9 protein-coding genes are annotated in these 14,331 nt (G+C 38.5%); 1 reads left to right on the top strand and 8 read right to left on the bottom strand.

Features of this window, described 5'->3' with window-relative positions:
- Positions 1-5: 5 nt before the first annotated feature.
- The 8 genes from FBD94_RS25250 to FBD94_RS25215 form a co-directional block, all read right to left on the bottom strand.
- A complete protein-coding gene (locus FBD94_RS25250; protein ID WP_136882292.1) occupies positions 6-2,384 on the bottom strand; it encodes a TonB-dependent siderophore receptor in 2,379 nt (792 codons plus the stop codon).
- 206 nt (positions 2,385-2,590) lie between these two features.
- Positions 2,591-2,791 (bottom strand): hypothetical protein, encoded by a 201-nt coding sequence (locus FBD94_RS25245; protein WP_136882291.1) that lies wholly within the window; start codon positions 2,789-2,791, stop codon positions 2,591-2,593.
- Between the two features lie 72 nt (positions 2,792-2,863).
- Positions 2,864-4,174 (bottom strand): sensor histidine kinase, encoded by a 1,311-nt coding sequence (locus FBD94_RS25240; RefSeq protein ID WP_136882290.1) that lies wholly within the window; start codon positions 4,172-4,174, stop codon positions 2,864-2,866.
- A 36-nt stretch (positions 4,175-4,210) separates the two neighbouring features.
- Positions 4,211-4,888, bottom strand: a complete 678-nt coding sequence (locus FBD94_RS25235; RefSeq protein WP_131609075.1) for a response regulator transcription factor — start codon at positions 4,886-4,888, stop codon at positions 4,211-4,213.
- 126 nt (positions 4,889-5,014) lie between these two features.
- Complete coding sequence (locus FBD94_RS25230; RefSeq protein ID WP_136882289.1) at positions 5,015-6,418, bottom strand: efflux transporter outer membrane subunit; 1,404 nt, start codon at positions 6,416-6,418, stop codon at positions 5,015-5,017.
- Positions 6,419-6,428: 10 nt separating this feature from the next.
- A complete protein-coding gene (locus FBD94_RS25225; protein WP_136882288.1) occupies positions 6,429-9,605 on the bottom strand; it encodes an efflux RND transporter permease subunit in 3,177 nt (1,058 codons plus the stop codon).
- Between the two features lie 31 nt (positions 9,606-9,636).
- Positions 9,637-10,803, bottom strand: coding sequence for an efflux RND transporter periplasmic adaptor subunit (locus FBD94_RS25220; protein WP_136882287.1), 1,167 nt, complete (start codon positions 10,801-10,803; stop codon positions 9,637-9,639).
- Positions 10,804-10,821: 18 nt separating this feature from the next.
- A complete protein-coding gene (locus tag FBD94_RS25215; RefSeq protein ID WP_136882286.1) occupies positions 10,822-11,409 on the bottom strand; it encodes a TetR/AcrR family transcriptional regulator in 588 nt (195 codons plus the stop codon).
- A 513-nt stretch (positions 11,410-11,922) separates the two neighbouring features.
- Between FBD94_RS25215 and FBD94_RS25210 the strand changes: the two genes are divergently transcribed.
- Positions 11,923-14,331, top strand: coding sequence for a hypothetical protein (locus FBD94_RS25210; RefSeq protein WP_136882285.1), 2,409 nt, complete (start codon positions 11,923-11,925; stop codon positions 14,329-14,331).

Raw genomic sequence — 14,331 nt, 5'->3', positions numbered from 1 at the left:
TGTTACTAGAATTTGTAAGCAATGCTTAGTCTATAATTTCTTGGTGGATCACTTTGCCAGTAGTAATAATCTCCATAAGAAGCTCCACTATACAGATACTTGTCAAGGATGTTAAACACGTTGGCCGTTAAGCGTATTTTATCTTTTTCCCAAAAAATACCCCCATCTAGCTTAAAGTAGCTAGGCAATTCCTGAGTTCCGGAACCACCCCATGACCATGTGCTACGGTCGGCCAGGTAACTGAAACCACCAGATACTCCGGCGCCTTTTAATTCTCCTTTTTGAATTTTATAGCTTAACCAAGCATTGGCATTGTGTTTAGCGTATCCAGTTATTTTAGTTCCAACTGGAACTATCTCTCCATAAACCTCAGTTTCTTTACTTACTCTCGAATCTGTAAGCGCGTAGTTGGCTACCAGGTTTAATCCAGGTAAAATTTCTCCACGTAAGTCAAATTCAATACCTTTTGTAGTGCTTTGTCCCAACTGTAAAGAGAATGGGGCTGCAGGTGTACTGGTTGGATCTGGTGATAATTCATTATTTTTAAGAATACGGTATGCAGCAACGGTGGTGTTCCAACGGCCATCAAACCAATCTTTTTTTATTCCAAATTCAATATTGTTTCCTGTAATTGGTTTAGGTTGTTCGCCACTTTTAATAGAGCCCGTTTGTGGGATAAAAGTTTGGTCGTATAAGCCGTAGACAGAAGTTTGATTATCAATAGAAACACTTAAACCAACTCGTGGGGTGAATTTTTTGTCCTCTGTATCTGAATTATATTCAGATTGTTTTACGTAGGTATATCTTCCTGCAAGTGTTAAACGGATCTTGTTTTCTAGAAAACCAAGCTCATCTTGTACGTACAAGCCAGTGTAGGATTGATTTACACGATTATTTGCGCCTCTTTGATACAAACTTTTGCTACGATCAAATTGAGGTATTCCATTTACAGGAGCGCCATATACCGGGTTGTAAATATTAAATGGTTTAGTGGCATTGTCAAGTGGAAATGTTTGTCCCCAATCATAAAAACGCTCTTTATCACCTACATCTAAGCCTACTAAAATGCGATGCTCAATAGGTCCTGTAGTGGCATGGCCATTTAAAAATACCTGACCAAATTTATAATTCAGTGCGGCATCAAAGACGTACAAGTCACGAATTACGTCGCCATTTGGGGCTACGGATGATGGCCATATATCGCTTGATTTTTGATTAAAATCTACGTAAGCCAACTGTGCTGTAAGTTTCCAATTGGCATTAAAATGGTGTTGCATGTTTAAAAATAAGCTATGCTCTTTTGCAATGTTTGGTTCTAAACCAGGCTCAGACATAGTAAAATTTCTTGGTAGTGTAGCAAAACCATTTGGTGCAAAAACATAAGCTGAACCAAGATCTGATAATTTGACGTGCTGATAATTGTACTCGGCAGTTAATAAGGTTTGATCATCAATTTGGTAACTAATTACAGGGGCAATGCTATAACGATCGTTATACTCGTATGGACGGTGTGAATTTTTAGTTTGTCCCATTAAGTTTAACCTGTACAACAGTTTTCCAGATTTGTTTAATTTACCATCCAAATCAAGAGTGCTGCGGTACATATCATAACTACCCAATGTAAAAGAGGCTTCTCCGTTAAAATCTTTTCCGGTAGGTTTTTTAGTTACCACATTGTAAATGCCACTTGGTTCACCATTAGACATCATAAAACCAGATGGACCTTTCACAAATTCGATATGGTCTACAAAACTCATATCTTCTGTAAGTGGACCCCAATCAGATGTTAAATTTATCCCATTTCTAAAAGCTGCGGCCCTTGCACCACGCGTATTTACACGGGTATAGATATCGCCCCAATGCTCTAGTCTGGTTACACCACTTACATTTCTGATTACCCCATCACTCATGCTGGTAATTTGCTGATCGGCAAGTGTAGCGGAAGTAATGATTTGAATATTTTGTGGCACTTCTAATAATGGTGCATCCAATCTTAATGAGGAAGAGGGGGCATCAACTTTATATTTCTTTTTATTACCCGAAACTACAACCTCATTTAATTGGTCTGCGCTTTCTGATAAACTGAAGTTTATATTAATTGTCTGATTGCCAGAAACAGTTACTTGTTTTTCTGCACTTTTTAAGCCTATCGCAGAAACTCGAATGGTGTAATGGCCATCCTTTATTTTTACGAAACTATATTCTCCTTGGTCATCTGTAGTTACTGCAATCCCTTTTCCCTTCAATCCTACACTAACATTCGCTGCGGCTTTTCCGTCGGCTGTTAATACTCGTCCTTTTATGCTATTGCTTTGTTGGGCAAGCGCTGTAATGGAAAATAGGGAGAGCAGTGTTATTAAATTTAATAGTCGAAGTTTATTCATATTGTTATTTAGATTAATTCTATGCGGCAGCAAATATTGCATCTATTTTGTTACGAACAAAATTTATTTAGAATTATTCTAGTTAATATGTGTTTTAATGAATTAATCGAGGCAACTAGAACCAAAATGAAAGATGTGTACATTGAAAAAAAGAAAGGCCACCTGTGATGGAACAGGTGGCCTTTCGCTAAAAACTTAAGAAATTACTATTTACCAGCTTTTTTAACTTCTACTGGTTTTGCATCAGCTTTGGCAGTAGTTGCAACAGCTTTTTTAGCTGCTTTTTTGTGCTTATGTTTAGCTGTTTCAGTTGTAGCAGTTGCAGGTTTGGCAGCTGGAGTAGTGTTTTGTGCGAATGCGCCGAAAGTTGTTGCAATTAATGCTAGCGCTAAAATTGTTCTTTTCATGTTATAATTTATTTAGTGTTTTTTGTTATATCAAAGTTGCATACACTAAATGAAGATTTGATGAAGAACAATTTAGTTGGGAAAAACAATGCGCACCTGCGTCCCTTGGCCCTTTTCTGAGGTGATATCGATTTTGATTTCGTGAAAAGCAGCAATACTTCTTACGATGGCCAGGCCAAGTCCGTGGCTATCTTCTTTTTCTGATTGTAGTTTTTCAAACCGGATGAACGCATTTTGAACGAGTTTCGGATTCATCCCAAGGCCGGTATCAGCAATCACAAGGGTATAACCTTCTACGGAAGATTCGCTATAGATATCAACGGAGCCTGATGGCTTATTGTATTTGATAGCATTGTTGATTAAATTCATCAACAAGGTATGGAACAGTGACTTATTTCCGGTAAAGCTGTAATCTTCTGTAAGGTTAATGTGCATTTTAAGTTTCATCATCAACAGGCGATGTTCCAGTTCTTCATGGACTTCTTCTACAGTATGTTTTACAGAGATCGTATCAGTTTTCCCGTATTGGTGGTTCTCTACTTTAGAAATTAGTAACAAGCTATTTATTATCGCTTTTAAGCGGTTTAATGTTTTTAAACAGGCAAATAGTTTATTTTCTCCTTCAGGGCTTAGCTGCTCATCATTTAAGAGGTTTTCGAGCCTGGTATTGAGGATGGAAATAGGGGTAAGCAGTTCATGAGATACATTGGCGATAAACTCTTTTTCGGTCAAGAAAAGTGTCGCAATTTTATTCATCAGCACACTGATGCTCTGATCGAGTATTTTAAAATCGTCGGTACTGGTTTTTACAGGATGATAATTAAAATTAATGGGGTCGTTTACTTTATTCAGCTTTTGATCAATAATCTGGTAGAAAGGGCCTAGCAAGAATTGCATAAAGCTGAGATCAATAATTAGGGTAAGGATAACGGCCGCAATCAAGATTCCAAAGGTGAACATGGAAATGGTATGCTCCAATTGGGCTAAGGTGGACATGGTTTCGCCAAGTTCGAGCCTATAGCTCTTCCCTTCGTAGTTAAAGTCAGTAATTAGGATTTGAAATTCTTCCTGGTTCCCTTCAATACTACGTAGCTCCCGTAAAAACTTCTGCTTTATGGGATGATCTGTTTTTTTTATTTCCTTAAGAATGATGTATTCCTCACGTAGTAGGTTGTAGTCTGTAAATGTTTTTTGCAATAGTAGATCGTTTATCTCTACGTTGGAAAGATTGGCAATGAGTCGGATCTTTTTTTGTAACAGCCGATTTTGGATGTGATTGATCGAGATATGGTTGATAGAAACTAATATCAGGATCCCCAACACGGTAATAATGGCAATCTTGGTTAGGGTGTTATATAAAGCAAGTTTGAATTGTAATTTCATAGTGGCATTGCTTGTATAAAACTGAGCTATTATTTTTTAAAAATTAATCCGGTAACCAATGCTTCTCACGGTTTCAAACCAATCTATTGTGGCATGAGCAGCCAGTTTTTTACGAAGGTTTTTTACATGGACATCCACAAAGTTCGAATCAGAGTTTACTTCTAGTATATCTCCCCAAACGTGTTCGGTAAGGTTAACTCTTGATATAACTCTGTTTTTGCTTAGGATTAGGTAATTAAAAATCTCAAATTCTTTGTTGGTTAAATTAATACGCTCTCCATCAAAACTCACTTTATGATTTTTAATATCCAGTGTAAAACCATGAACGTTTACCTCGTTCATTACGAGTTTATGCTTACGACGGATGATGGCATGCATTCTGGCAAGAAGTTCCGTTAAGGAGAAAGGCTTGGGTAGGTAATCGTCGGCACCTGCTTCCAGACCTTTAATCCTGTCGTCCACATCACCACGGGCAGTAAGTATAATGACTGCATCTTCTCGTCCTGGCATTTTCTTTAGCTGGTGTAAAAGTTCAAAACCATCACCACCGGGTAAGCTAAGATCGAGCAGGATAAAATCGTAGGTATTTACAAAGATTTTTTCTTCAGCAGATGATTTTTTCCAGGCATGTTCAATGGTGTAACCTTCTTTGCCCAGAAATTCGGCTATTTCTAAACCCAGTGTTTTTTCGTCTTCAACTATCAGGATATTCATTGGATAAAATAAAGCTTAATCGTATTAGAAGATGAAGCTAGGTAAAAAGAACTGATAAAAGAAAAGGCATACGATTTATACATCGTATACCTTTCTGTTTCTGGTTATTTAGATTTTGTTAATCTGTTATTTCCAACCGCCACCAAGTGCTCTATATAAATTAACCACAGACTGTAATTTTTGAAGTCTGTCGTTGATGCTACTAAGCTGAGCTGCTAATAAACTTTGTTCAGATGTCAATACGTCAGTATAGTTTGTTGCCGAACTGTAGCGTAACAATTCTTTAGTAAAATCAACTGCTTTCGTCAAAGAGGCAACCTGTTTTGCTCTTGTTATTTCTTTTTGAGCTGCAGTCTGATAAGCAAATAGTGCATCAGAAACCTCTTGTCCACCTGTTAATAAGGTTTGTTGGAAACTGTAAAATGCGATTTGTTGCTGCGCCTGTGCTGTTTTTAAACGAGCCTTATTCTGACCTTTATTAAAAATCGGTTGTGTAATACCACCAATTAAATTGTAGAATAGGGAGTTGTCGAAAAAGTTTTTTAAGCTTAAGCTAGATAAACCCGCATTTGCAGTTAAGGTTAAAGCAGGGTAGAAATATGCTTTAGCTACATTTTTATTCTCAAATGCTGCTCTGAAAGCAAATTCTGCGGCTTGTACATCAGGTCTGTTTTGCAACAATTGTGCTGATACGCCAGTTTGTAAATTGCTATAGGTAGTTTGCTGATCAAGTGTAGAACGGTCTATCTTTCCTGGGCCTCTTCCTAAAAGGATGCTCAATGCATTTTCAGTTTCTCTGATGCTTCTTTTTAAATCCGGAAGCGTTACTTGTGCGGCATATAAATTAGCCTCACTTTGTACTACTGCTGCACCATTTACCACTGCACCCTCTTTTAAGGATTTCATGGTTTCTACATCCTTTTCTCTGATTTTGACGGTTTGCTCGGTAATAGATAATTGCTTATCCAGTGCCAGTAAGTTGTAGTAACCATTGGCTATGTTGGCAATAAGCTGAGTCTGTACCGCTCTTTTTGCTGCATCGCTTTGCAATAAAGAAGCATAAGCCGAGCGTTTTGCGCTGCTTAGTTTACCCCAAATGTCAGCTTCCCAGCTTGTGCTTAGCTGGGCTTTATAAGTTTGAGTTTCGGTATTGATGTTGATGCCTGGAGGAAAGTTTAATGCTGCTCTTGATTGCTTAGCATCCGTTACCGAAACATCGGCCGTTAAACTTGGCAATAAGGCTGCTCTACTTTGCAGTAGCGTAGCTTCAGCTATTTTAATTCTTTCAATGGCCTGTTTCAGGTCAAGGTTTCCGCCTATACCTTCTTCAATCAGGGATTGCAATCCTGCATCTACAAATAGCGTTTTCCATTGCAGATCCGCAATTGTAGTGCTGTCTGTACTGGTATTGCCGCGGTATAAATCATTGCTGATTAGGGCCGGGCGTTCGTACTTCTTCGTTACACAGGCCGATAAGGTCAGTACGGAAAAGCCGATGATGAAATAATATTTATGATATCTGGTGTTCATGTTCTTTAAATTAATGTTCGCGGCTATCTACGTCAGGAAATGGGATAGTTTCTTGTATTGGACCATATCCTTCATCATAAGGCGATTTTTTGCTTACTTTTTCTTGTATGCTTTGGAACACAATAAATAAGGTAGGGATTACAAATATCCCAAATATAGTTCCAATAAGCATCCCACCTACAGCTCCTGTACCAATTGATTTGTTTCCTGATGCACCTACTCCGGTTGATAGCATTAGTGGCAATAGTCCCAGGATAAAGGCGAAAGAGGTCATAAGGATTGGACGTAAACGAGCCGTAGCACCACTAATGGCAGCACCTACAATGGTCATTCCTTTTCTTCGTCTGTCTACCGCAAATTCTACAATCAAAATGGCATTTTTTGCGAGCAAACCGACCAGCATGATCAGCGTGATCTGGGTATAGATGTTGTTGTCTACCCCAAATATTTTATCGAATATAAACACGCCTGCTAAACCGATTGGTAGTGAAATTAATACTGCTAATGGTAGAATATAACTTTCGTATTGTGCACACAGCAGGAAGTAAACGAATATTACACAAAGCAAGAAGATGTATATGGTCTGACTACCGCTCGACATCTCTTCACGTGATAGACCTGAAAACTCGTATCCATATCCAGGAGGTAAATGGATAGCCGCTTCTTCCTGCACCGCCTTTAGGGCATCACCTGAACTGAATCCTGCATTTGGACTTCCAGTTACGGAAATAGAAGTAAACAAGTTGAAACGTGATATCGCCTGTGGTCCATATACCTTTTTCAAGGTAATGAAATTGCTGATAGGGGCCATTTGCCCACTCGAATTTCTAACGTAAATGTTGTTGAGTGTTTCCTGATTGGCACGATAAGCTGCATCAGCCTGGTACATTACGCGGTATTGTTTTCCGTACTTGTTAAAGTTGGATGCGTAAACACCACCGTAATAACCTTGCAATACACCCAATACATCACTAACGCTTAATCCGGCTTGTTTTACTGTAGCAACATTTACATCAATCTGGTATTGAGGGAAATTAGGGTTAAATGAAGTTGATGCGTATTGAATCTCAGGTCTTTTGCTTAAAGCTGACAGGAATTCGTTTCCAATCGTATTGAATTTGTTGATGTCGCCACCTGTTTTATCCTGCAATTGGAATTCGAAACCACCACTGGTACCAAATCCCTGGATCGTAGGGGGGGCAAAGAAAATTACTCTGGCACCTTTAATACTAGCCGTTTTGGCAAATAGTTCGCCGATAATAGCTTTTACATCGCGTTTACGCTCATTCCATGGTACTAGTTTCCCAATTACCATACCGTACGAACTACCTGATCCACTGATCATGCTTCGGCCAACTACGGTTAATGAGAATTGAATCTCTGGGATGGTATGCGCAATGCTGTCAATTTGTTTAATCACGATAGCAGTTTGCTCTAATGAGGTAGCTGGAGGTAGTGAAATGTCAGACATCACAGTACCCAAATCTTCATTAGGTACAAAACCTTTTGGAGTCGTATTCATTGTCCAAACCAGTACAACAGCAAACAAGGCAATTCCGGCGCCCGCTATCCATTTCCTTCTTGCTAAAAAGCTTACTGAACGTTTGTATCTGGTGGTCATGGCATCAAAAGAAGCGTTAAATGCTGCATAAAAACGCTGCATGAAGTTCTTCTTTTTGCCGTGATCATCGGCATGAGGTTTTAATAATAAAGCACAGAGAGCCGGACTTAAGGTTAAGGCGTTAATTGCTGAAAGGATAATGGCAATGGCCAAGGTTAAACCAAATTGCTTATAGAATACACCTGATGAACCTTGGATAAAACTTACCGGAATAAATACTGCTGCCATAACCAAGGTAATTGAAATAATGGCACCTGTAATGTCTTCCATGGCATCAATAGTCGCTTTTTTTGCCGAGGTATATCCATGATCGAGCTTGGCATGGACGGCCTCGACGACTACAATGGCATCATCCACCACAATACCAATAGCCAGTACTAACGCAAAAAGAGTAAGTAGGTTAATCGTAAAGCCAAATAAACTAAGGAAGAAGAAAGTACCTAGAATGGCTACCGGTACACTGATGGCCGGGATTAAGGTAGAACGGAAATCCTGAAGGAAAATAAATACTACGATGAAAACCAGGATAAATGCCTCGATTAAGGTGTGAATTACCTTTTCTATGGATGCATCAAGGAAATCGTTCACGTTTACCAACGAGGTATAATGTACCCCTTTAGGGAAGGTGAGCGAAGCTTGATCCAGGATCTTTATTGAATTTTCGATTACTTCTTTTGCATTTGAACCAGCTGTTTGGTTAATAGCTATACCTAGTGCAGGTTTCCCATTGAAGCGTACAGAACTGGCGTAACTTTGTGCACCCAATTCAATTCTGGCGATGTCTTTTAATCGTAAAAGCTGACCATTATTTGCCGTTTTAATAATGATATTGCTAAACTCAATTTCATTTTTTAAACGCCCTGAGTATTTTAACACATATTGGAACGACTGCTCGCCTTGCTCGCCAAACTGACCCGGAGCAGCTTCAATATTCTGTTCAGCAAGTGCTATACTTACGTCATTAGGAACCAATCCGTAAGTTGCCATTACATCTGGTTTCAGCCAGATTCTCATGGTGTAATCCATCAATCCAAATGCACTAGCATCACCAACTCCGTTAACGCGTTTAATTTGTGGAATAAGGTTGATGTTGGCATAGTTTTGCAAAAATTTCTGGTCGTAAGAGGCACTGTCGCTATAAATAGCAAAGATCAATACGTTACTGGCTTGTTTTTTTGCTGTCGTTACACCTGCGCGGATTACTTCTGCAGGTAGTAAGCTACTTGCTCTGGCTACCCTGTTCTGCACGTTTACCGCTGCCAGATCGGGGTTTGTACCTAATTTAAAGTTTATGGTAATGGTGGCTGTACCATCATTACTTGCAGATGAGGTCATGTAAGTCATGTCCTCCACACCGTTAATTTGTTCTTCAAGTGGGACCACCACGCTATTCAATACCACATCGGCGTTGGCACCCTGATAAGAGGCTGATACCTGCACTGTTGGTGGCGCAATTTCTGGATATTGAGATACGGGCAGGGTGATTAAGCCCAAAACCCCAAGTATTACAATGATAATGGATATTACCGTTGATAAAACTGGTCTTTCTATAAATTTCTTAAACATATATTCTATTCAGCAGGTTATAAAAACCAGATTATTTATTGTTAAGGTCAGCATAAACTGAATCTGCATTTTTCTCTTCAGGTTTAATTTCTGAACCGTCTTTTAGGGATTGGAAGCCTTCCATTACGATTTTATCACCTGCTTTTAATCCTTTAGTCACTACGTAGAAATTACCTTTGGTTAATTCCATCACTTCAATTTCTGTATTTTTAATCAGGCCTTTTTCACCAAGCACATACACGAATTTTTTACCTTGTAAATCAATCGTGGATTTCTGAGGGATCAGGATTACGTTTTCCAAATGTTGTGGAATGCGTACAGATGCACTTGCACCGCTTCTTAAAAGGTTTATTGGGTTTGGAAATGTAGCTCTTAGACTTGCAGAACCCGTTCCTGTGTTGATCAATCCGTTTATAGATTGTACTTTACCATTTTCAGCATAGGTTGTTCCATCGGCTAGTACTAATGAAACTGCTGGGATGTTTTTCAGCTTTGCTTCCAGGCTTGTGCCTTTGTATTGACGAGAAAAGTCTAAAAGCTGTTTCTCATTTAAAGAGAAGTAAGCATATACTTTAGAGATGTTTGAAACTGTTGTTAGCGGGCTGGCACTGCTGCTGCTCACCAAACTTCCAGTTTTAAAAGGAATGCTTCCTATCACTCCATCAACAGGGCTCGTAATGTGGGTATAACCTAGGTTTACTTTTGCATTCGCCAGTTCGGCTTTAGCTTGTGCCAATGCTGCTTTTCTGCTTTGCAGTGTTAGCATGGCTGCATCAAGGTCGTACTTACTGATGATGTCTTTCTCTACCAGTGGTTTTGTTTTATTCACTTGTAGTTGTGCTGCGTTTACATCGGCTTCGGCGCTGCTTATTGCCGCAGATGCAGTTCTAACTTGTTGCTCGTATTGTGGAGCATTGATGTTAAAAAGCGGCTGACCTTTCTTAACGGTAGCACCTTCATCGACGAATATTTTTTCGATAAAGCCGTCAACTTTTGGTCTGATATCTACATTCTGAATTCCTTCTAATGTTGCAGGATAGTCTGTTTCTAATGAAGTAGATTGAGCAGTTAAAGCTACAACAGGATATGATTGTACCTGAGGGGCGGGAGGCCCGGCCATTTTTTGATCGCCATTTCCACATGAAGCGATAATCAACAATGCAGGAAGTAGGTAAAGAGAGTGGATTCTAGTTTTCATATTTATATATTGTAGTATTTAGGGGAATATTAGTTCAAAAATTAATTGTTTGCGTTCTTCCATAAGGGCGGTATACTCTTCGTCATTCAGGCCAAATAGAATTTTATTTAGGGGAGCAGTGACCATTGGGTAAGCCATTAAAGAAAAAAGATTGATGGTGAAATGTCTAGGGTTCATTTTTTTTATAGTTCCCTTCTCCATTTCTCGTTGTATCTCTTCTAAAAAAGCATTTGCCTTTTGAGCTCTTGATTTTTTTGCATTGATTACATCGTGTCTGTTCATTTGTGTAATGATAAACAGTTCCCGGTAGGGGAAATGCATAGCCTCTTTTAGGAATACCGAAATAAGGTTCTCTATCTTTTGCTTGAACGGGACAGGAGCGTCCATTACCTCATCGATCATTTTTAAAAAGGCATCCTGAGCTTCATTAAATACCTGGTCGAATAAGGCATCTCTTGATCGGAAATAGTAGTTTACAAGCGTACGATTTACACCGGCGGCATCTGCAATCTCTTGTGTAGTAGCGTGAAACTTGCCTTCGGCAAAAAATAGGTGCTTCGCGGTGTTTTTAATTAACTGCTCAGTACCTGTATCTCTATTGGTCATTAAAATGAGTTTGACAAAATTGTTAAACAAAAGTATTAATCCAGTATTTAGATTAAAACATGGGAATGTAATGTTTAGGTTATGATCGGTTTTGTAACCAAATAATTGCAGAGAAATTATATTCAAAGAACAAGAATAATTTATTTTATGATACTTAACTATTTGAAATACAACTTGCTTCGTGGTTTAATTTGCGCAAGAGAAATGGTAATGGTAAAATATATTTTGTTTTCATTCTTTTTAAATATTATCTTCAGCGTAAATTAATTAATAGTATACCTGCTAACGCTTCTCGAAATGGTATTGATGTGGTCGAATCGTGTGTGTTTGAAGAAGCAGTTTTATGCTGCTCAATATGGAATTAACATCGGCTCTCTATTTCCTATTTAAAGGAAAGTCTCTTTCTGCGACGCGGAATATCTGTTTTTATAATTTTAATCGAATACCTGATCAACAGTTTTTGATAGCCCGGGCTAATGTATTTTGCTACAAATACCCTAAGCCCTGCGCCCAATGAGATGGTATTTCTTTTTGTGTTTAATCCTTTCATATAGCTTTTCTATAGCCCAGGTTAAGCCATTATTAAAATCTGCTGATTCTTTAGGAAAAAAAGAGCTCAATGGGTTTAAACAGCAGATAAATTCGGGACGCGATTCTTTAAAGAACGGTAAGGTTTTTAAGTCGGCCATTGATCAAAAGACGACAGCAATACAGAATAAATTTAATGAGAAGTCTAAGGCGCTTAAAGATAAAGCATTAGCGGTTAGGGATTCTATTAAAAAGGGGAGAGCCGTTCGATTCAATAAGCTCAGTATTGAAAATGCTACTTTGGTAAATGGTATAGGCGGATCCTTAAAAAAGGAACCTATTTTAAACAATATTAGTGTATTTGGGCAGATACAGCTCTTTAAATTTCCATTAGCAATTGATCTATCCAATAATTCGAGTGATTTACAAGGAATAGATGGCTTAAGGGACGCTCTTTTTAAGGTTAATTTAGATAAATCGCAATTTTCGCAGCTCTATAGAAACGATATAGAAAAAGCCTCTCGGTTTAAAAAAATAGAGCTTTCCGGTATGGATGTTGGCGCTTACTTAAAAAAGGGTATCACCAGTAAATTGAATCCATCTACTCTTATTGATCCCTCCAGGTATCAGCGTTTAAATAGCTTATTGAATAACAAGGAGCAACTTATTGCATTACTCAACTTAAATGAGGATCAGATTAAAGCGAAGGTAAATGACCTGCTTTCAGATCAGAAGCGATTTGCACAAAAAAAGGCGGATAGTATCTCTAATAATGCGCCTGACTTAATCGCTCAAAAGGATTCGATAAAATATAAAGCTGATAGTACTGTAGCGAGTAAAAAGAAAGCGGTTGAGGAACAGGTTGAATTGAAGAAAGCAGAAATTACGGATGTGATTGTTTCCCTTAAACAAAAAATGGAGGAAAGCGGATTGGATCAGCAAAGATTATTGCTTCTTCAAAAATTCACTGCAAATCAGGGGAGCTTAAAGGATCTGGAAGCCATTTTTGAAAATGAGATGAACCAGGAGGGGAGGTACAGTCAGATAGGTAAATTCTACTCCAAAATTAAGGCTTTGGACGTAGGTAATTTTGGACAGCGGATGCCGGGTATCATGAATAAAGACATGATGATCAATGGTGTTAATTTTGCAGTTAAAACTGGCCGTGGACCAGTAAACCTGGGCCTTGGTATCAATAAAGATGTTGGAATGCCTAAGGACGCGAATTTCACGAATTCGTTGTACGATTTCCCCAAACTCTTAACTTATGTAAGTATACCAACCACAAATTTCTCTTTTGGAAGTGGAAAACTCTCCTGGGTAGGTGCGTTTGATAAGCAACCAGCAAGTGGTTTTAGTCAACTCAATACTTTGCCTAAAACTAACCTCGCATTTATGGTTAGTCAGGATTTGAACATGCACAGCATGGGAAAATTTACGGTAGAACTGTCTAAATCCAGTACGCAGTATAAAAACCTTTCGGTTAATGAATCAGATAAATTGGTACTGAATAATGACCTAAAAATGGGCAACTATTTTAGGGACGATTTTATGGAATCTATTTCTATTGGTGTAAAACATGGTATTCAACTGAAGAAGCTTGGTCTTTCTGGAAATACTTTCTTTAGTTATTCGGGTTTGGGCTATCAAAACCCAGGGCAACAAGGTTATGGGAATATGGGAATGCGTTTTGGTGGCAATATGAAGAAAAGCCTGTTAAAGAATAGGATTGTACTAAATGCACGTACGGATATAAAAAATACGCCAATGAGTGCTGTTTCCGGAGCACATTGGAGAAACTACAATTTGCAGTTAGACAGTAGGGTGAAATTATCAAAGAACTATAATTTTAACTTGAAGTATGCCGAAAACGGAGTAAATAAAGTCGATGGAGCAAGTCATGCAGTTTACTCTTCGAAAAAAGTACAGGTTGATATGAATGGCAATTATAAGATCGGTGGCCATTATGGTTTTAGCCGTTTATCCATAGGCAAGCAAGATATGTTAAATCCCACATTGCTTACCCATACTGGTTTCATGACTATCGTATACTCGCAAAATCTGATGTTGAAATCTATATCATTATCAGGAAATGCGTTTTATAATAAGGAACTCAAGGGAGCTCGCATTTTGGGCGACATGTTAAATGCCGATGTTGCCTGTCAGTATACGCTTTTAAAGAGCCTTAGCGTCTCTTCAGGGGTCACCTATCTCGATAATCAAGGTATTGCAAGACAGCTTGGAGTAAGACAGAATGTACAACTGTCGATGCTTAAGAATTTTGATGTGAGTGCATTTGTTGACCTGCGGAAAAATTTGATCAATCCTTTGTATCCGGACTTGTTTTCGACAGCAAGAGGAGAACTGTCTTTAAGATATTTTTTAAATAAATAA

The sequence above is a fragment of the Pedobacter hiemivivus genome (assembly GCF_005144565.1).
GTDB lineage: Bacteria > Bacteroidota > Bacteroidia > Sphingobacteriales > Sphingobacteriaceae > Pedobacter > Pedobacter hiemivivus.
The sequence above is the reverse complement of the archived record's forward strand: the minus strand, read 5'-3'. Positions and strand labels throughout refer to the sequence as shown.

Excerpts from the sequence above, each read along its gene's own strand:
- FBD94_RS25240 (WP_136882290.1), bottom strand. The coding sequence starts at position 4,174 with ATGAAATTACAATTCAAACTTGCTTTATATAACACCCTAACCAAGATT.
- FBD94_RS25225 (WP_136882288.1), bottom strand. The coding sequence starts at position 9,605 with ATGTTTAAGAAATTTATAGAAAGACCAGTTTTATCAACGGTAATATCC.
- FBD94_RS25250 (WP_136882292.1), bottom strand. The coding sequence starts at position 2,384 with ATGAATAAACTTCGACTATTAAATTTAATAACACTGCTCTCCCTATTT.
- FBD94_RS25245 (WP_136882291.1), bottom strand. The coding sequence starts at position 2,791 with ATGAAAAGAACAATTTTAGCGCTAGCATTAATTGCAACAACTTTCGGC.
- FBD94_RS25210 (WP_136882285.1), top strand. The coding sequence starts at position 11,923 with ATGAGATGGTATTTCTTTTTGTGTTTAATCCTTTCATATAGCTTTTCT.
- FBD94_RS25230 (WP_136882289.1), bottom strand. The coding sequence starts at position 6,418 with ATGAACACCAGATATCATAAATATTATTTCATCATCGGCTTTTCCGTA.
- FBD94_RS25235 (WP_131609075.1), bottom strand. The coding sequence starts at position 4,888 with ATGAATATCCTGATAGTTGAAGACGAAAAAACACTGGGTTTAGAAATA.
- FBD94_RS25215 (WP_136882286.1), bottom strand. The coding sequence starts at position 11,409 with ATGACCAATAGAGATACAGGTACTGAGCAGTTAATTAAAAACACCGCG.
- FBD94_RS25220 (WP_136882287.1), bottom strand. The coding sequence starts at position 10,803 with ATGAAAACTAGAATCCACTCTCTTTACCTACTTCCTGCATTGTTGATT.